An 18,493-nucleotide genomic window follows, 5' to 3' on the forward strand; every position below is an offset into this window, starting at 1 on the left:
CCCGTTCCGGCGCGGAACGGGGCCCCGGCGCTTACCGTTACTCCGACTTGATCGCCGTCAGCATGTTCAGGCGCGCCGCGCGCCGGGCCGGCCACAGCGCCGCCAGGACGCCGACCACCGCCGCCAGCAGGAGGAACACGGTCATCCGGGCCCAGGGCAGGACCAGTTCGTACGTCGCCATCTTCGTGCCGAGCAGTTCACCGGCCGCCCAGCCGAAGAACACACCGAGCCCGATGCCGAGCACCCCGCCGAACAGCGAGATGACGAGGGACTCCAGACGGACCATCCGCTTGATGCCCTTGCGGTCCAGGCCGATCGCGCGGAGCATCCCGATCTCCTGCGCACGCTCGAAGACGGACATGGCGAGGGTGTTGATGACACCGAGGACGGCGACGATCACCGCCATGCCGAGCAGGCCGTAGAGGATGTTCAGCATCAGCGTGAAGATCTGCGCGACGCTGTTGGAGATGTCCTTCTTGTCCTGCACCTCGATGGCCGGGTTGTCGCCGAGGGCCTTCACCAGCCGGTCCTTGGCCGAGGAGGAGGCGCCGCCGGACGTCTTCACCATCACCTGCATGTCGGACGGGTCGCTCTGGTGCGGGGAGAGCGTCGCGTTGTCCAGCATGATGCCGCGCATCATCTCGGTGCCCTGGTAGACGCCGGCGATCGTCAGCTGCTGCTTCCTGCCGTCCTCGTACGACACCGTGAACCGGGACCCGGCCGTCCAGCGGTGGGACGTGGCGGTGTCCTCGTCGACGACGACCTGGGTGCCGCCGACCTTGAAGGTGCCCTCGTCGAGCTTCAGATCCGTCAGCTCGCCGATCGTGGCGCCGTTCACGCCGGTCAGGTATTCGGTCTGTCCGTCGATGCGGGAGGGAGCGTTGCGCAGCGGACTGGTCGCGGTGACGCCTTCGGTCGACTTCAGGGTCTTCTCGACGTCGGGAGAGAGCGGGTAGCGGTTCGCCATGGACACCACGTAGTCCGCCTTGATCGCGGAGGACGCCATCTTGTCGATCGCGGTCTGCAGACTGCCCGCCATCACGGTCAGACCGGTGATCAGGGTCAGGCCGACCATCAGGGCGGAGGCGGTGGCCGCGGTACGGCGCGGGTTGCGCACCGAGTTCTGCCGGGCCAGCCTGCCCGCGACACCGAAGACGCGCAGGACGGGAGCGGCGGCCGCGATCAGCGGGCGGGACAGCAGCGGCGTGAGGACGAAGACGCCGACGACCAGGAGGGCCGCGCCGAGGCCCATCGGGGCCTGGGCGTCCGAGGTGTTGTCCAGCGTGGTGGCGTACAGAACGGTGACGACGCCGGCGGCGGCCAGCAGGGCGCCCAGCGTGTTCCGCAGGACCAGGGACTTGGTGGTGGCCTTCGCGTGGACGCTGCTCATCGCGGCGACCGGCGGGATCTTCGCGGCACGGCGGCCGGGCAGCCAGGCGGCCAGCATGGTGATCAGGATGCCGACGGCGAGGGCGGTGGCGACCGTGCCCGGGGAGATGACGAGCGGCCCGTCGGGAACGCTGCCGCCGAGCCTGCCCATCAGGGACCGCAGGCCCGCGCCGATGCCGATGCCGGCGACGAGCCCGGTGACGGCCGCGACCGCGCCGACCACGAACGCCTCGACGAGCACGGACCGGGTGACCTGACGGCGGGAGGCGCCGACCGCCCGCAGCAGCGCCAATTCCTTGGTGCGCTGGGCGACCAGCATCGTGAAGGTGTTGGCGATGATGAACGTCCCGACGAACAGCGCGATGCCCGCGAAGGCCAGCAGCGAGCTGCGCAGGCTGCTCGTCTGGTCGGCGATCCGCGTGGCCTGGTCGTCGGCGAGCTGCTTGCCGGTGGTGGTGGAGGCGACGTCCTTGGGCAGGATCGCGTCGATCGCGTCCTGCAGGGCGGTCTGGCTGGTGCCGGGCGCGGCCTTCACATCGATCTCGTCGTACGAGCCCGCCTTGTGGAACAGCCGCTGGGCGGTGGCCGTGTCGAAGAGGGCGAGGCTGCCTCCGGCGGCGACGTTGCCGTCGTCGGTGGTGAAGATGCCGGCGATCCTCGGGGTCAGCACGGGACCGTCGATGGAGAGCCGCACGGTGTCCCCGACCTTGAAGCCGGCGCGCTGTGCGGTGTGGGAGTCGATGAGGACCTCGTCCTGCCCCTTCGGCGCGTGCCCGGTGACGAGCGGGTACCGCGGGTCCTTGTCGCCCCAGTAGTTCCCGCCCTGGGACTGGAAGCCGCTGCCTATGAGCTTGCCGTCCTTGCCGGCGACGGCGGTGAAGCCGCCGACGACCCCGACGGCACTGTCGGCACCGCGCACCTTGGCGGCCTTGCCGAGCAGCGCCTGTGTCAGCTTCGGCTCCTTGCCGACGGTGTCGCCGGTGTCGTTGCGGCCCTCGGGCTGGATGGCCACGTCCACGTGGTCGAAGCCCTTGGCGGAGCTCTTCTGGTAGGCGTTCGAGATGGTGTTGGTGAACACCAGGGTGCCCGACACGAACGCCACGCCGAGCATCACGGCGAGCACGGTCATGAGCAGCCTGGCCTTGTGCGCGAGCACGTTGCGCAGGGCGGTACGGAACATGTGTGTGTCCAGGGCTTGGTTGCTGGTGGTTCAGCCCGTCCTCCGGGCGCCGGCTCGCAGAGCTTCGGGGCAGTTCGAGGACGAGGCCGCAGGCCGATCGGGGGTCTGGGGAGTCCGCAGGCCGATCGCAGGTCGGGGGAACCCCCGGAGGGGGCGCGGCAGGGTCAGCTGGTGCGGCCCTTCGCGTCGAACCGCTTCATGCGGTCCAGCACCCCCTCCGCACTCGGCCCGTACAGTTCGTCCACGATCCGCCCGTCCGCCAGGAAGATCACCCGGTCCGCGTACGCCGCCGCCACCGGGTCATGGGTGACCATCACCACCGTCTGCCCCAACTCCCTTACGGAGTTGCGCAGAAAGCCCAGCACCTCGGCACCCGAGCGGGAGTCCAGGTTCCCGGTGGGCTCGTCGCCGAAGATGATGTCCGGCTTGGACGCGAGCGCCCGCGCCACCGCCACGCGCTGCTGCTGACCGCCGGACAGCTGCGAGGGCCGGTGGCTCAGCCGGTCGGACAGGCCGACCATCTGGATCACGGTGTCCAGCCACTGCTTGTCCGGCTTGCGGCCCGCGATGTCCATCGGAAGGGTGATGTTCTCCAGGGCGGTCAGCGTCGGCAGCAGGTTGAACGCCTGGAAGATGAACCCGATCTTGTCCCGCCGCAGCCGGGTGAGCTGCTTGTCCTTCAGCGCCCCCAGCTCGACGTCCCCGATGCGGACGGAACCGGAGGAGAAGGTGTCGAGCCCGGCGACGCAGTGCATCAGCGTCGACTTGCCGGAGCCCGAGGGACCCATGATCGCCGTGAACTGGGCCTGCTGGAAGTCGACGGTGACCCGGTCCAGGGCCACCACCTGGGTCTCGCCCTGGCCGTAGACCTTCGACAGGTCCGTGGCGCGGGCGGCCACCGTGGTGGTCCGGTCGGCGAGGGGGGTGCTGGTCACGGGAGCTGCTCCTGTCGGGACGGCGACGGTGAAGAGGACGTGTCCCATCGTCGCGGCCCGTCGCCGCCGTGGAGTCAGCCGCTGTTCCGGTTCCCGGGACAGTCTTCGGTCGGACTGTCACGGCCCGGGTCATACCTGGGGATGACGGGGTCCCCTGAGGCGCTGGACAGGAAAAGCGGTTGCTCACCCCAAGCGGAATGGCTCCCGCACGCCTCCTTCAGGGCGGTGAAATTCCGTCATTTCGCATGCAAGGGCCGCGCTTCCCCGAAAGGCTATTGGCAAGTGCGGATGGCCCGTACCGAGTGCTGATGCACCCTCAGGCGACAATAAAATAAGACAACATGGCGTCGCCGGTCCGCTGTTCGGGCGATGCGTCCCGATAGGCTCGGAGCGCTCGATGCGGGGCCCACGGCCTGCCCGGATGGTGGAATGCAGACACGGCGAGCTTAAACCTCGCTGCCCCTCGCGGGCGTGCCGGTTCAAGTCCGGCTCCGGGCACCACCGCGTACACCGCGACTGACCAGTGACGCTCGCTTCGGCGGCGGTCCGCGCGACGGTCACGGCGGTAGCCGTCTCGCAGCGCCTCTTTTCTGCGGGGACCGCGAGGCTCAGCGTGATCCGTCTGTCCACCCGCGTTTGAGCAGGTCGAAGATCTCGTCCAGAGCTCTGCGGGGGTCCTCACATCCGTGGACCAGGCTGGGGCTTTCCATGACGAAGCGGGCCAGGGCAGCGACGCGGACGTCACCTTCGGGGGCACCGGTGACTTCCGCGATGGCGGCTGCCAGAGCGGTCTCGTGCCGCCGCCGTATCCGGTGCGCCTCGCCACCGTTTCCAGCGTGCGCCTCGAACTGCGCGAGGAGGCCGGTCTGGTAGGCCGTCAGGAGTGGATTACCGGCTGTACGGGCGGCCTTGATGGCCCCGCCGTACCAGGAGCGGGCCGACCCGTAGTCACCTTTGTCCCACGCGAGCCAGCCCGCGAAGGACGCGGCGCTTCGCTCGCCGCAGTGGGGAGCGAAGGACGCGGCTTCGCTCCCCACTGCGGCCAGCCGTGCCCTGTCGCTGTTCCCGGTCGCGGATCGGGTGACGCTCTGGATCAGCCGGATATGGAACTCGACTGTCTCTGTGAGGTCGCGAGACGGGGTTGTGCCGTCGAGTCTGCGGTATGCGGTCGTGCTGAGGCGGAGCGCGGCGGCCCGGCCGCCGGACGCATCCGCGGTCTCCGGCGAGGCTGCGACTACGGGAGTGGCCGCGGCGGCGAGGCCGCCCAGACCGGTTCGTCGGTGCATGTCGTCGTCTCTCGCCTGCTCCTGCCGGCGGCCGTTGGAGAGGCCGACGAGTGACGGCGAGATCGCCAGGTGTGCAGCCGCCGCAGCCAGGGCGCACGTGCTGTAGGTGCCCGTACCGCGCTTCTCCGGGCGGGACCGCCTGACCCCGTCCGTGCCGGCGTCGCTGCCCCCGTCTCGTGATGGACGCCGTTGGCGAATCCCGCCGACAGCGTGGGCGCTCCGACTCGTGCCGGTGGTCCCGGGGTGTGCGAAAGGCGGAGTGCGACACTTTCCGGGAAAGTGTCGCACTCCGCGGGTCAATGACCCGGCCGCAGCGGATTCGCCAACAGCGCCCGGGTCTCCAGCCATGTCTGCCGTGGCGTCGCCGCCGTCGGCCGCGGTGCCTCGGCAGCTTGCGGCGGCGTGCCGAATGCCGCCGGTGAGCCGATTGTGTGCTCCCGGGCGTGCTCCCACGGGAGCACGGGTATCCCCGACTGCCAGCCGTCGCTGACCATCGGCAAGAGCCACAGTGGGAACTTCACTCAGGGTGGGACGGGGACCTACACCATCACGGTGGGCGACTCGGGCCCTGGCTCGACCGACGGCACCGCTGTCAGGGACACCGACGCCGCCACCGTCACCGGAGGCCGCAAACGCCAGGTCACCAACATCGCAACTGTCAGTGGAGGCGGCGATATAACGACGCACACCGCCACCGACACCGCCACCATCAAGGACAAAAAACACTGCGGTAAGGGCGAGGAAGAGGGGAAGAAGCCAGGCAAGAGACACAGCCACTGGAGCTTCTACGAGTACCGAGCGGCGGACCGCAGAAGGTCCTGAGAATCACCAGGGACCGCTGAGTCTCCGTACGATGCATGTATGACGAAGGCCACCCGCACGGTGCGGGTGGCCTTCGTCATAGGGGCGAGTCCCAGCGTCGACGGCGAGTGGTGGGGCCTCAACGGCTTCTGCCAGACCACACCAGAACACCGGGCTGACGCCTGGAGCCGGACGCCGGACGCCGGACGCCGGCCGCACGGGCGGGTGGGTCCGGGGCGTGTGGTCAGAGATAGGTCTCGTCGAGGTGGGTCGCGGGCTTCGTGGCCCGGGCTCCCGACAGCCGCAACGAGAACCAGCCGACCTTGTGGCCGAACAGCCAGACGACGCCCAGGTACAGGCTCGGGGCCACCTTGCGCATCTCGTCCCGTACGCCCATGGCCAGCAGGGACGTTCGCGAGTAGTCGATGACGATGCAGTCCTTGCCGTCCAGCAGGCTCGGCCCCACTCCGACCTTGGCGACGACGGCGAGCACGTCCAGCGGCGTCAACCGGTTGCTCAGATGGCCGTCCGGGCTGAAGACCTTGCCCCGCCACACACCGAGGCTCACGAACACGGCGAGGAATCGGGCTCCCACCGTTCCGGCCCACGGCAGGATCGCCGTGCCCTCCAGCGGACCCCTCGGGATCTCGCCGGGTGGACTCGTACGGAAGATGTCCTCCAGCCGCTGCTCTCCAGCCTTGAGCAGCTGGACCTCATCGAGTACCACGCGTCCTCCCGGCCTCGGCTCCCTGCCCATGTCCTCGCCAGCTCCACCTTGGGCGCGGCCGGCGCGGTCCACCACCGCTGATGAGCCGAACGGCGGTTGCCCGGCTCAGGCCGGCTCCCGCCCGGTCCGGATGACCTTTTCGCCGGCCGTGTACCGAGTGCCCCGGCGATGGGACGGCTGTGCCACCAGGAACAGGCCACGGCCGCGCTCGTGCGCACCGCCCGGTGTCGCGGAACAAGGGCAGGAGCGGTCGTTGACAGGAGGGCCGGGCGGCCGGAAACTCTCTCCATCATGAAGTGAAGTAATTTTCACTATGCGAACAGCGCGAAGGGGCGTCGGGATGCGTACCACCGTCGGCATCATCGGAGCGGGGCCCGCCGGGCTGCTGCTCGCGCGGCTGCTGCACAACGCCGGCATCGACTCCGTCGTGCTGGAGGCCCGCGACCGGGCCTATGTCGAGCGGCGCCAGCGGGCCGGGATCCTGGAGCAGGGGACCGTCGACGTGCTGCGGTCCGCCGGGGCGGGTGAGCGCATGGACCGCGAGGGGCTGCGGCACGACGGGATCGAGCTGCGCTTCGCGCGCCGCCGCCACCGTGTCGACTTCCCCGCGCTCACCGGTGGCCGCTCCGTGATGGTGTACGCGCAGACCGAGGTCTGCAAGGACCTCATCGCGCTCCAGCTCGAGGACGGCGGCCCGCTGCTGTTCGAGGCCGAGGCGCTCGCCGTCGAAGGTGTCGACGGTGACAGTCCGCGGGTGCGCTTCCGGCACCAGGGGAGCGAGGACGTCCTCGAGTGCGAGTACGTCGTGGGCTGCGACGGCTTCTGGGGAGTGTCCCGCAGGGCGGTTCCCGCCGGGCTGTCCCGTGTCTTCGAACGCACGTACCCATTTGGCTGGCTCGGCATCCTCGCCGATGTCGCACCCTCGCACGACGAACTCGTCTACGCCCGCCACGACCGCGGCTTCGCCCTGCTGAGCATGCGCTCCCCGTCCGTCTCCCGGCTCTACCTCCAGGTGCCGGAGGGTACGGACGCCGAGGACTGGGCCGACGAGGAGATCTGGGACGAGCTGGAGCGCCGCTTCGAGACCGGCGACCGCTGGACACTCACCCGGGGTCCCATCACCTCCAAGTCGGTGACTCCGATGCGCAGTTACGTCCACGAGCCGATGCGCCACGGCCGGCTCTTCCTCGCCGGGGACGCCGCCCACATCGTGCCGCCCACCGGCGCCAAGGGGCTCAACCTCGCCGTCGGTGACGTCGTCACCTTCGCGCGGGCGCTGACGCACCAGCAGGAGACGGGCTCCGGCGAGCTGCTCGACGCCTACTCCGAGACCTGTCTGCGCCGCGTCTGGCAGGCCGAGCGGTTCTCGTACGAGATGACCACGCTGCTGCACCGCGCCCCGGACGCCACACCGTTCGACGACCGGATCCAACTGGCCCGGCTGGATCGGCTCACCACCTCGCGCGCCGCCGAGACGGACCTCGCGGAGGGGTACACGGGCTTCCCGCTGGGATGACGTCCGGGGAGCGACGCCTGCCGCCCGACGACGTCACGGGTGACGCGGGCGGCGCCACCCGTCCGGGTGAAGAAGGCCCTGGCCGCCCGCCCGGATGATCAGTGGCCGGTCTCGACTCTGTACCGGCTTCGTCATGGATGAGACGGATCCTCGCCGGGAATCACACGAGCGCGTAGCGTGTTGCCTGCGATGAGGCGGGGAAGATCCTCCTCAAGCAGTACGGCCAATTCTTTGCCTGTCTATTACTCTTGAGCCAAGGCCACGCAGGGTGGTCATGGAGGAGTGAAATGAGGAGCAGCAACCCGGTCTTCTCGCGACGGGGGTTCAGCCGCGACAACGGCTACGCGGGCTTCAACACCGCGCCGCAGGCCGGGGGAGCCGCCGTCGGCACGCAGGGCAACCCGTACGCGCAGAACCCTTATGCGGGCGGCAACCCCTACGCGCAGAACCCCTACGCGCAGAACCCGTACGGACAGCAGACGCAGTACGGCGCCCCGCCGCAGGCCCCGGCCGCCCCCGGCCGGATGACGATGGACGACGTCGTCATGCGCTCGGCGATGACGCTCGGCACGGTCGCCGTCGGCGCGATTCTCGCCTGGGCGCTGCTGCCGGTCTCGTCCACCAGCTTCGGCCTCGCGTTCGGTTCCGCGCTGGTCGCGTTCGTCCTGGCGATGGTGCAGTCCTTCAAGCGCACCCCGTCGCCCGCGCTGATCCTGGGGTACGCCGCCTTCGAGGGCGTCTTCCTCGGCGTCATCAGCGAGATGTACAACGCGCAGTGGCACGGCGCACCGTTCCAGGCCGTTCTCGGCACGATCGCGGTCTCGGGCGCGACCCTGCTCGTCTACAAGGCGGGCTGGATCCGCGTCACCGCGCGGTACGCCCGGATCGGCATGGCCATCGCCATCGCCTTCGTGCTGACCATGGCGGTCAACCTGCTGCTGGTCGCGTTCGGCGTCGCGCCGGACGGCGGTCTGCGCAGCATGGGCCCGCTGGGCGCGCTGGTCGGTGTCGTCGCGATCCTGCTCGGCGCGTTCTTCCTGACCCTCGACTTCAAGCAGATCGAGGACGGGATCGCGTACGGCGCGCCGCGCGAGGAGGCCTGGCTGGCGGCGTTCGGCCTGACCATGACCCTGGTGTGGATCTACGTGGAGATGCTGCGGCTCGTCGCGATCTTCAGTAACAACGACTAGTCGCCGCCGGCGCTCCCGGCGCTTTGAAGGGCCCGTGAACCGTGGTTCACGGGCCCTTTCACTGTGCGCGGCTCACATGAGTTTGCGCGCGGCCCTCCTCAGGTCGTACTCGTGGATGATCGCTTTGGCATGGCCGTACGCGAGATTGTGCTCGTGCCGGAGCCAGCTGACCTTCTCCTCGAAGCAGAGAGCGGGGCCTTCGTCGACGGTTCGCAGCCAGTCGGACACTTCACGACCGGTGCAGTGGGGGATGCGGGCGAGCAGATTGCGATGGGTCTCCTCGGAGAAGACTTGGGACATCGGCGCCTCCGGACGCACTCGATGAAGCCGGTCCTTCAGGTCACCGTGCCTGAGCGTTCGCCTGTTGGCAACAGTGCTGCCGCGACGCGTACGCTCGCCGCGTGCTTGATACGACGCCTTTGACCCGGGCCGTGGATCACTTCGCCGACCGGTTGCGGGCCGCTCCCCAGAGCCGGCTGCAACGGGGCGGGGCGGCCGAAGCGCTCGCGCTCGCCAGGGAGTTGGCGCGTCGCGCCCAGCTTCTGGAGGACCCTTCGGCCGAGCCGCGGGAGATGCCGGACGCGGGCATGTTCGCGGCCGCCGACCAGATCACGGTCGCCGGACATGATCTTGCCATCGTCCTGCGGGACGAGAGGGAACTCGCCGAGGCCGTGGCGCTGGTGAAGGAGGCGCAGAAGCGCGCCGGGGTGTGAGGAGGCGCCACGACGCGCCGGGGTCGACCGGGCGCTGGAACGCGCCGGGGCAGGACGGCGGATTCCAGCTCCCCGGCGCGGCCCCGTGCTGTGACGGTGCGAGGGCGCGGTGGCGTGACTACAGGGATGCGATGACGCGGTCCGCGAGGACGTAGACGGTCTCCTCACCGCATGCGAACGTGAGGGCGTAGGCGCCCGAGACGCCCGAGCCGCCGAGCAGGAACGGGGTGTGGCCGGCGGCCAGGGCCGCGGCCAGGCGCTCCGCGGTCTCCCGGTGGCCAGGGGTCATGCACAGCGTCGTACCGTCCGAGAAGACGTACACGTCCAGGGTGCCCAGCGGGCCCGGGCGGACGTCGGCGAGTTCGGTGCCGGCGTCGGCCAGCCTCTCCAGGCAGGCGACCGTGCGCTCGTGGTCGCCCGTGACGGGGGAGGGGGCCGGGACGAAGTCCGGGTGCGAGGGGTGACGGCGGCGGGCGGCGGCCAGTTCGGGGGAGTCCCCGGGGAACTCGGTCTCGTCGGCGCCGGCCTCGGTCACCGGTTCCAGCCTGTCGTGCTCCAGGCCCGCGAAGTCCGCGGGACGGGGCAGGAACAGCTCGTTGTCGGGCAGGCCGAACAGGGTGGGGGCGTCAGCGATGTCCCGCGCCTCCTGGGCGGCCCAGAAGGCGCGCGCCTCGGCCAGCTCGCGCTCCCGTTCCTCCGCGAGCGCCTCGGCCACGGCGGCGCGTATCTCCTCGGCGTCGGCGGCGGTGCGGGCGGCGGGCACCAGTCCGCGTGCCTGCACGGCACGGCTCTCGGCGAGTTCTGCGTGCAGGGCCGCGACCTGTCGGCGCAGCGCGCGCACACTGCACAGGACGGCGACGCCCACGCCCGCGGTCGTGGCGGTGGTGAGCAGCAGAGCTATCGGCATGGCGCTCACTGACGTACTCCTGGTTCAAGGTCGGCCCCCCGACTTCCTACATCAGCTTGAAGGGTGGACTAACCAGCTGTCAGTGCGTAACGTCACGAAACGGACATGAGGTTGCCCTCAATGTTTACCAGGAGAACCGCTGTGACCTGGGAAAATCCATTTCCGAGGGAGATAGGTCACATCCTGGGGGAGATTGGGTTACGAATCGGCCCGGAGCTCTGCCGCATCTGGGAGCGGCGGAGCTCCGGGCCGTCGCGCGGGTGGCGCGGGCGGAGGTCAGCTGAGGCGCTCGATGACCATGGCCATGCCCTGGCCGCCGCCAACGCACATCGTCTCCAGGCCGAACTGCTTGTCGTGCCACTGGAGCGAGTTGATCAGGGTGCCGGTGATGCGGGCGCCGGTCATGCCGAAGGGGTGACCGACGGCGATGGCGCCGCCGTTGACGTTCAGCTTCTCCAGCGGGATGCCCAGGTCGCGGTAGGACGGGATCACCTGGGCGGCGAAGGCCTCGTTGATCTCGACGAGGTCGATGTCGCCGATGGTGAGACCGGCGCGCTTGAGGGCCTGCTTGCTGGCCTCGACGGGGCCGTAGCCCATGATCTCCGGGGACAGGCCGGACACACCCGTCGAGACGATCCGCGCGAGCGGCGTGAGCCCCAGTTCCCGGGCCTTGGTGTCGCTCATGATGACCAGGGCGGCGGCGCCGTCGTTGAGGGGGCAGCAGTTGCCGGCGGTGACGCGGCCGTCGGGGCGGAAGACGGGCTTGAGGCCGGCGACGCCCTCCAGGGTCACCCCGGGGCGCGGCCCGTCGTCCTTGCTGACGACCGTGCCGTCCGGGAGGGTCACCGGGGTGATCTCGCGCTCCCAGAAGCCCTTGGCGATGGCCTGCTCGGCGAGGTTCTGCGAGCGGACGCCGAACTCGTCCATCTCCGCGCGGGTGACGCCCTTCAGCCGGGCGAGGTTCTCGGCGGTCTGCCCCATCGCGATGTACGGGTCGGGGAGCAGGCCGTCCTCGCGCGGGTCGTGCCAGTCGGCCCCCTCGGACTCGGCGACGGCCGCGGTACGGGCCTCGGCCTCGGCGAAGAGGGGGTTGTGGGTCTCGGGGGTGTCGGACGTGCCGTTGACGCTGCGGCTGACCATCTCGACGCCCGCGGAGATGAAGACGTCGCCCTCGCCGGCCTTGATGGCGTGCAGGGCCATGCGGGAGGTCTGGAGGGAGGAGGAGCAGTACCGGGTGATCGTGCAGCCGGGGAGGTGGTCCATCCCCATCTGTACGGCGACGACACGGCCGAGGTTGTGGCCCTGCTCCCCGCCGGGGAGGCCACAGCCGAGCATCAGGTCGTCGATGTCCTTCGGGTCCAGGGCGGGGACCTTGTCGAGGGCGGCCTGGATGATCGTGGCGGTGAGGTCGTCCGGGCGGAGGTCCTTCAGGGAGCCTTTGAAGGCACGGCCGATCGGGGAACGGGCGGTCGAGACGATGACGGCTTCGGGCATCACGGCTCCATTGCGCGAGGGTGAGCAGGGCTGTGGGGGAAGTTACCCGTACGTACCGTGGAGGTCACGGGCATGGGCATGTGACTCGGGCCGCAATTTTCTAAGCGCTTGCTTGGGCCTCCGGCGGTTCGGCCGGAAACGGTGCGGGTGGGGTGGGCGCGCCGTTCGCTGGGGGCGCCGTTCGCAGGGGCTGCGCCCCCAGGGCCCCGCTCCGGCCTGCGGCCCGGTCCACCGGTCACCGTCCGCCGGTCAGCGGTCAGCGCCGCCGGTCAGCGCCGCCGGTCAGCGCCGCCGGTCATCGGCCGTCGGCCGCCGGACGGGCGGAACGTTGCGGGGCGGCGCCGCTCGCGCCTCGGGAGGGGTGGCGTGGGTGGGAGGGCGGCTGCGGGTTGTATGTGGCTGGTCGCGCAGTTCCCCGCGCCCCTTTCGGGGCGCAGCCCCGGTTGGGGGAACCCAGGGAGGGGTGTAGGGGACGGAGACCCCGCCCGGGGTGCGGGGGCGGAGCCCCGCGTGGGGTGCGGGGCCGAGCTACGCAAGGGGTGCAGGGGGCGGACCCCCACCGGGGTGGGGGGGGCGGAGCCCCGCGCGAGGTGCAGGGGACGGAGCCCCAGCGGGGTGGGGGGGCGGAGCCCCTGGTGGGGTTGAAGGGGCGAAGCCCCTGGAGGTGGGACGGGTAGGGGCGGCGGGGGCGAGGAACCCCCCACGTAGGGGCGCGGCGGCGGAGGGCGAGGAACGCCCCCGGCGTCACACGGACGGTTCCGGAGCCGTGGTCGGCGTCGCCTCCGGCGTCGGCAGGCGGCGCCGACGGCGGCGCTTGAGCAGGGCCCACGGCCCCCGCGGCCCCGTCGGCATCGCGGCCGTGACCTCCGTGCCCGCCTCGTCGGCGGCCTCCGCCGCGGCCCGGGCCACCGGCAGGAAGCCCTCGCGGCGGGACGCGTCCGGGCGCTCCTCCTCCGCCGGCCACAGGCCGAGCGCGGCGCACACCGTCGGCAGGACCGCCATCGCGGCCGTGGCGTACCCCTCCGCCGAGGGGTGGTAGTTGTCGGGGCCGAACAGCTCCCGAGGGTTCGCCTCGAACTCCGGACCCAGCAGATCGCCCAGCGACACGGTCCGGCCCCCCTGCTCCACGACCCCGATCGTCTGGGCAGCGGCCAGCTGGCGGGAGGCCCGCCGGGCCAGCCACCGCAGCGGCTGCTGCACCGGCTCGATCGTGCCCAGGTCAGGACATGTGCCGACGACGACCTCCGCGCCCGCCGTGCGCAGGCGCCGCACCGCCGCCGACAGATACCGCACAGACCGCGTCGGCGGCATCCGGTGCGTCACGTCGTTGGCGCCGATCATGATGACGCAGATGTCGGGAATCCGGTCCTGGACCGCGAGCGTCAGAGCCACCTGACGGTCCAGGTCGTCCGACTGAGCCCCGGGAAGGGCGACGACGCGCAGCTCCACCGGCCGTTCCGCCACCGCCGCCAGCCCCGACGCCAGCAGCGCCCCCGGCGTCTGCCGGGAGCGGTGCACGCCCTGTCCCGCGGCCGTGGAGTCGCCGAGCATCACCAGCCTCAGGGGTGGTTCGCCGAGGGCGCTGTAGCCACGTCCGTACAGGCCGTCCGCGCTCGGCGGATGCGGGCTGTGTCCGTTGCCCACATGGCGCTTGGCCAACTGCACCTCGGCGACCAGCAGCCCGACGGCGGCCGCCCCGACCAGGCCGATACCGCCGCCGCCGTACGCCGCGCCCGCCGCGATGCGCCGGGCCACTCTCGCCCTCGACATGCTCGACATGCGTCGCCGCCACCTCCTCGTAGCCGTACATCCACTGCTTGCCCCGTACGCCCCGTCGCCCAATCTCAACGGCCTGTGAACGCCCGGGACGGACTGCGCCCGAGGGCTCGTTCCCTTAAGCGCACGTCCCGGCCGTACGAGCGCTTACGCTGGCGGAACCATCACGACCACTTCCTGTGCAGCAACCGGAGACAACGGTGCAATTCCACGACTCGATGATCAGCCTGGTCGGCAACACCCCGCTGGTCAGGCTCAACCGCGTGACCGCCGGCATCCAGGCGACCGTTCTCGCGAAGGTCGAGTACTTCAACCCCGGCGGTTCCGTCAAGGACCGCATCGCCCTGCGCATGATCGAGGCGGCCGAGCAGAGCGGCGAGCTGAAGCCGGGCGGCACGATCGTGGAGCCGACCAGCGGCAACACGGGCGTCGGCCTGGCGATCGTGGCCCAGCAGAAGGGCTACAAGTGCATCTTCGTCTGCCCGGACAAGGTCTCCACCGACAAGATCAACGTGCTGCGCGCGTACGGCGCCGAGGTGGTCGTGTGCCCGACGGCGGTGGCCCCGGAGCACCCGGACTCGTACTACAACGTCTCCGACCGGCTCGTCCGTGAGACCCCCGGCGCCTGGAAGCCGGACCAGTACTCCAACCCCAACAACCCCCTGTCGCACTACCACTCCACAGGCCCCGAGCTGTGGGAGCAGACGGAGGGGAAGATCACCCACTTCGTCGCCGGCGTCGGCACCGGCGGGACCATCTCCGGCACCGGCCGCTACCTGAAGGACGTCAGCGACGGCCGGGTCAAGGTCATCGGCGCGGACCCCGAGGGCTCGGTGTACTCCGGTGGCTCCGGGCGGCCGTACCTGGTCGAGGGCGTCGGTGAGGACTTCTGGCCGACCGCGTACGACCCCACCGTCGCCGACGAGATCGTCGCCGTCTCCGACAAGGACTCCTTCCAGATGACCCGGCGGCTGGCCCGGGAGGAGGGTCTGCTGGTGGGCGGCTCCTGCGGCATGGCCGTCGTCGGCGCCCTGCGGGTCGCCGAGCGGCTCGGACCGGACGACGTGGTGGTGGTGCTCCTGCCCGACAGCGGACGCGGCTACCTCAGCAAGATCTTCAACGACGAGTGGATGGCCGACTACGGCTTCCTCGAGGACACGGGCCCGAGCGCGCGCGTCGGTGACGTGCTCAAGGACAAGGAGGGCGCCATCCCCTCCCTCGTCCACATGCATCCCGACGAAACCGTCGGCCAGGCCATCGAGGTGCTGCGCGAGTACGGCGTCTCGCAGATGCCGATCGTCAAGCCGGGCGCGGGCCACCCGGACGTGATGGCCGCCGAGGTCGTGGGGTCCGTCGTCGAACGCGAGCTGCTGGCGGCCCTGTTCACCAAGCACGCCTCCCTCGACGACCCGCTGGAGAAGCACATGTCCCCGCCGCTGCCGCAGGTCGGCTCCGGTGAGCCGGTCGCGGACCTGATGTCGGTGCTCGGTGCGGCCGACGCGGCGATCGTCCTGGTCGAGGGCAAGCCGACCGGGGTGGTCAGCCGGCAGGACCTGCTGGCGTTCCTGGCCAAGGGGGGAAAGCAGTAGGGAACTTCCGGTGAACCGGGCGCGTCGCCGGGGAACTTCCGGTGACGCGCGGGAAGAGCGGCTTTTCGGAAGTGGTACGAGCGCGTCACGTCCGCGCAGCACCCGCTTAACACGGGTCCGGCACATTAGGGGGTGTCGGCAGGGCGGGAGCGGCTCCCCGCCCCGGCCGGCAGCGAACGGCGCCAAGGACCTCCGGAGCGGCTCCCGGACCTCCATGGACGCCATGGACGCGCAAGCCCGGCCCTGACCCGGCCCGCGTCCCCCGCGGGGACCGCCGTCGTCCCGCCCCCCGGCAACGGGGGTGCGGCGGTCCCCGCGCACACCCCTTTGCGCCTGAGCCGGCGCCGCTCTCCCGGGCGTGGTCGCTCGCCGTCGGGGTTGCTCAATCGATGGTTGCAGTGGGCGTCGCTTGTTTGTTTCCGCTCGCGGGACCGCCGGGCACGGGAGGGTCAGTCATCCCACTCGCCGTCCTGTGGGGACTTGCGGCGGCGGCCGAAGAGGGCCGGGTTGGTGCGGGCGGCCTGGACCACGTTGACGCCGACGATGCCGAGCCAGGCGGCCACGAGGCCGGACATGCCGCCGAAGGAGCCGCCGATCGCCGAGAGCGGGATCGCCACCACCAGCGACACGATGCCGAAGCCGAAGCGCTCGCCCCAGGAGTCCGTCGCGCGGGGGGACCGGGCGCCGCGGGCCACCACCATCCGCTGCTCGGCCAGTTGCCGCCGCACGCGGCGGTCGATCGCGCCGTCGATGCGCCGGTCGACCTTCTCCAGGAAGGATTCGACCAGTGCCGACTCGTACTCCTCGCCCAGTTCCCTGCGGGCCTGCAGGGTGGCGTTGAGTTCCTTCTTCAGATCGGCGTCGCGCGCGTCCATTCCGGTCATGCGCACAACGGTAGGGAAGCGGTGAGCTCCCCGCACTGGGGACAACCCCCCGTTCCGGCGGGGGTCCACCGGCAGGAGAGGCGGTTCCCTCGGGGGAGGAGCCGCGGTGCCAGGTGCGGACACCGCCGGTCCGGTGGATGGCCGAGAACGCCGACGGGGCGGCGTACGTCGACGCGGTGTCGGTGTACGCCGCCCTCGGGCGCGATCGGGTTGCGGGAGGGGACCCGCGTGCTCATGTCGGCTACTTCGGGTCGCGGTCGAACACCGACTTCGACCACAGACAGCCGAGGACGGTCAGTGCCAGGCACCAGGCGATCGCGAGCCATCCGTTGTGGCCGATCTCGGTGCCGAGCAGCAGCCCGCGCAGGGTCTCGATGGCCGGCGTGAAGGGCTGGTACTCGGCGATCGGCTGGAACCAGCCCGGCATCGCGTCGACCGGGACGAAGGTGCTGGAGATGAGCGGCAGGAAGATCAGCGGCATCGCGTTGTTGCTGGCGGCCTCGGCGTTCGGGCTGACCATGCCCATCCCGACCGCGATCCAGGTGAGAGCCAGGGCGAACAGCGTGAGCAGCCCGAACGCCGCGAGCCACTCCAGGGCTGTGGCGTTCGTGGACCGGAAGCCGATGGCCACGGCGACGGCCCCCACGACGACCACACTCATGATCGACTGCAGCACGCTGCCGACGACGTGCCCGACGAGCACGGACCCGCGGTGGATCGCCATCGTGCGGAAGCGGGCGATGATGCCCTCGGTCATGTCGTTGGAGACGGACACCGCGGTACCGATCGTGGTGCTGCCGATGGTCATCAGTAACAGGCCCGGCACGAGGTAGGCGATGTATGCGGAGCGGTCGGCGCCGCCGCCGATGCCCGCGCTCATGGTGTCGCCGAAGACGTAGACGAACAACAGCAGCAACATGACCGGGGTCAGCAGCAGGTTCAGGGTGAGGGACGGGTAGCGCCGGGCGTGCAGGAGGTTGCGGCGCAGCATCGTGGACGAGTCGCGTACGGCGAGGGAGAAGGAGCTCATCGGACGTTCTCCTCGGGCTGGTCGGGGACGTCGGCCTGGCCGGTCAGGGCGAAGAAGACGTCGTCGAGGTCGGGGGTGTGCACGGTCAGTTCGTCCGCCTCGATGCCGGCCGAGTCCAGCCGGTCGAGGATGGAGCGCAGCTCGCGCTGGCTGCCGTCGCTGGGGAGTTGCAGCGTCAGTGCCTCGTCGTCCCTGGTGGCCTCGCGCAGGCCGAGGGCGGCGCTCTGGTACGCGGCCGGGTCGGCGAAGCGCAGCCGCACGTGTCCGCCGGGGATCAGCCGCTTGAGCTCCTCGGCAGTGCCCTCGGCGGCGATCTTGCCGTGGTCGAGCACGGCGATACGGTCGGCGAGCTCGTCTGCCTCATCCAGGTACTGGGTGGTGAGGAAGACGGTGACGCCGTCGGAGACGAGCTCCCGGATGATCTGCCACATGTTGTGCCGGGAGCGAGGGTCGAGGCCGGTGGTCGGCTCGTCGAGGAAGATGATCCGCGGGTTGCCGACCAGGGTCATGGCGATGTCCAGGCGGCGCTTCATACCGCCGGAGTAGGTGGAGGCGGGCTTCTTCGCCGCCTCGGCCAGGCCGAAGCGTTCCAGCAGCCCGGCGGCGGTGCGCCGCCCCTCGCTGCGGGAGAGGTGGTGCAGGTCCGCCATGAGGAGCATGTTCTCCTCGCCGGTGATCAGGCCGTCGACGGCGGAGAACTGCCCCGTGACGCCGATCGCGGCGCGCACCGCCTGGGGGGCGGCGGCCAGGTCGTGGCCGCCGATGTGGATGTCGCCGGTGCCCGGGTCGGCGGATATGAGGGTGGAGAGGATCTTCACGGCGGTGGTCTTGCCGGCGCCGTTCGGGCCGAGCAGGGAGAAGATCGTTCCTTCCGGGACGGCCAGGTCGACGCCGTCGAGCACGACCTTGTCGCCGTAGGACTTGCGCAGTCCGTTCGCCGCGATGGCCAGGTTGGTCATGAGAGGTGCCCCCTATTGCTGACTGCGGATCTACAGGCTGCGGGCGGTGATGTCGCCGTGGGAGGTGGTGGCGCGGATGTCGAGTTCGGTGGTGCCGTCGTTCTTGAGGGCGTTGCT

Annotated in this window: 16 protein-coding genes and 1 tRNA gene; 6 read left to right on the plus strand and 11 right to left on the minus strand. The window is 70.6% G+C overall.

Annotation, left to right across the window (positions count from 1 at the left end):
• Positions 1-37 precede the first annotated feature (37 nt).
• Positions 38-2,569 carry an ABC transporter permease gene (locus tag ACFYZE_RS25015; protein ID WP_388998154.1) on the minus strand — a complete coding sequence of 844 codons (2,532 nt, stop codon included), beginning with the start codon at positions 2,567-2,569 and terminating at the stop codon, positions 38-40.
• A 164-nt stretch (positions 2,570-2,733) separates the two neighbouring features.
• Positions 2,734-3,504, minus strand: coding sequence for an ABC transporter ATP-binding protein (locus ACFYZE_RS25020; RefSeq protein WP_388998157.1), 771 nt, complete (start codon positions 3,502-3,504; stop codon positions 2,734-2,736).
• 415 nt (positions 3,505-3,919) lie between these two features.
• Here ACFYZE_RS25020 and ACFYZE_RS25025 point away from each other — a divergent pair.
• Positions 3,920-4,005: transfer RNA gene (locus tag ACFYZE_RS25025), tRNA-Leu, on the plus strand.
• Between the two features lie 107 nt (positions 4,006-4,112).
• Here ACFYZE_RS25025 and ACFYZE_RS25030 read toward each other — a convergent pair.
• A complete protein-coding gene (locus ACFYZE_RS25030; RefSeq protein ID WP_388998160.1) occupies positions 4,113-4,790 on the minus strand; it encodes a hypothetical protein in 678 nt (225 codons plus the stop codon).
• 402 nt (positions 4,791-5,192) lie between these two features.
• Here ACFYZE_RS25030 and ACFYZE_RS25035 point away from each other — a divergent pair, with 402 nt between their 5' ends.
• Entirely contained in the window at positions 5,193-5,612 is a 420-nt protein-coding gene (locus ACFYZE_RS25035; RefSeq protein WP_388998163.1) for a hypothetical protein, read from the plus strand.
• Positions 5,613-5,835: 223 nt separating this feature from the next.
• Here ACFYZE_RS25035 and ACFYZE_RS25040 read toward each other — a convergent pair whose 3' ends face one another.
• The gene (locus tag ACFYZE_RS25040) at positions 5,836-6,318 is read right to left on the minus strand and encodes a hypothetical protein (RefSeq protein WP_388998166.1); all 483 of its coding nucleotides are present in this window, start codon (positions 6,316-6,318) and stop codon (positions 5,836-5,838) included.
• Positions 6,319-6,658: 340 nt separating this feature from the next.
• Between ACFYZE_RS25040 and ACFYZE_RS25045 the strand changes: the two genes are divergently transcribed.
• Both ACFYZE_RS25045 and ACFYZE_RS25050 read left to right on the plus strand, forming a co-directional pair.
• Positions 6,659-7,834 carry a 4-hydroxybenzoate 3-monooxygenase gene (locus ACFYZE_RS25045; RefSeq protein WP_388998169.1) on the plus strand — a complete coding sequence of 392 codons (1,176 nt, stop codon included), beginning with the start codon at positions 6,659-6,661 and terminating at the stop codon, positions 7,832-7,834.
• 287 nt (positions 7,835-8,121) lie between these two features.
• Positions 8,122-9,024 carry a Bax inhibitor-1/YccA family protein gene (locus tag ACFYZE_RS25050; protein WP_388998172.1) on the plus strand — a complete coding sequence of 301 codons (903 nt, stop codon included), beginning with the start codon at positions 8,122-8,124 and terminating at the stop codon, positions 9,022-9,024.
• 72 nt (positions 9,025-9,096) lie between these two features.
• Here the strand turns inward: ACFYZE_RS25050 and ACFYZE_RS25055 are convergent, their stop codons facing one another.
• A complete protein-coding gene (locus ACFYZE_RS25055) occupies positions 9,097-9,324 on the minus strand; it encodes a DUF4287 domain-containing protein (protein ID WP_200420627.1) in 228 nt (75 codons plus the stop codon).
• A 101-nt stretch (positions 9,325-9,425) separates the two neighbouring features.
• On the opposite strand from ACFYZE_RS25055, the gene ACFYZE_RS25060 reads away from it, so the two are divergent.
• Positions 9,426-9,737 (plus strand): hypothetical protein, encoded by a 312-nt coding sequence (locus ACFYZE_RS25060; RefSeq protein WP_388998175.1) that lies wholly within the window; start codon positions 9,426-9,428, stop codon positions 9,735-9,737.
• A 118-nt stretch (positions 9,738-9,855) separates the two neighbouring features.
• Here the strand turns inward: ACFYZE_RS25060 and ACFYZE_RS25065 are convergent, their stop codons facing one another.
• The 3 genes from ACFYZE_RS25065 to ACFYZE_RS25075 all read right to left on the minus strand — a co-directional run bounded on the left by ACFYZE_RS25065 (position 9,856) and on the right by ACFYZE_RS25075 (position 13,917).
• Entirely contained in the window at positions 9,856-10,653 is a 798-nt protein-coding gene (locus ACFYZE_RS25065; RefSeq protein ID WP_388998178.1) for a hypothetical protein, read from the minus strand.
• Between the two features lie 267 nt (positions 10,654-10,920).
• Positions 10,921-12,138 (minus strand): acetyl-CoA C-acetyltransferase, encoded by a 1,218-nt coding sequence (locus ACFYZE_RS25070; protein ID WP_388998181.1) that lies wholly within the window; start codon positions 12,136-12,138, stop codon positions 10,921-10,923.
• A 744-nt stretch (positions 12,139-12,882) separates the two neighbouring features.
• Complete coding sequence (locus ACFYZE_RS25075; protein WP_388998184.1) at positions 12,883-13,917, minus strand: SGNH/GDSL hydrolase family protein; 1,035 nt, start codon at positions 13,915-13,917, stop codon at positions 12,883-12,885.
• A 197-nt stretch (positions 13,918-14,114) separates the two neighbouring features.
• Here ACFYZE_RS25075 and ACFYZE_RS25080 point away from each other — a divergent pair, with 197 nt between their 5' ends.
• The gene (locus ACFYZE_RS25080) at positions 14,115-15,503 is read left to right on the plus strand and encodes a cystathionine beta-synthase (RefSeq protein WP_388998187.1); all 1,389 of its coding nucleotides are present in this window, start codon (positions 14,115-14,117) and stop codon (positions 15,501-15,503) included.
• A gap of 449 nt (positions 15,504-15,952) precedes the next feature.
• Here ACFYZE_RS25080 and ACFYZE_RS25085 read toward each other — a convergent pair whose 3' ends face one another.
• From ACFYZE_RS25085 to ACFYZE_RS25095, 3 genes are all read right to left on the minus strand, one after another.
• Positions 15,953-16,378, minus strand: a complete 426-nt coding sequence (locus ACFYZE_RS25085) for a hypothetical protein (RefSeq protein WP_388998224.1) — start codon at positions 16,376-16,378, stop codon at positions 15,953-15,955.
• Between the two features lie 250 nt (positions 16,379-16,628).
• Positions 16,629-17,417 (minus strand): ABC transporter permease, encoded by a 789-nt coding sequence (locus tag ACFYZE_RS25090; protein WP_388998190.1) that lies wholly within the window; start codon positions 17,415-17,417, stop codon positions 16,629-16,631.
• Positions 17,414-18,376 carry an ATP-binding cassette domain-containing protein gene (locus ACFYZE_RS25095; RefSeq protein ID WP_388998194.1) on the minus strand — a complete coding sequence of 321 codons (963 nt, stop codon included), beginning with the start codon at positions 18,374-18,376 and terminating at the stop codon, positions 17,414-17,416. The genes ACFYZE_RS25090 and ACFYZE_RS25095 overlap by 4 nt, the downstream gene beginning before the upstream one ends.
• Positions 18,377-18,493 lie beyond the last annotated feature (117 nt).

This window comes from Streptomyces sp. NPDC001796 (assembly GCF_042892355.1).
In the GTDB taxonomy this organism is placed as follows: Bacteria; Actinomycetota; Actinomycetes; order Streptomycetales; family Streptomycetaceae; genus Streptomyces.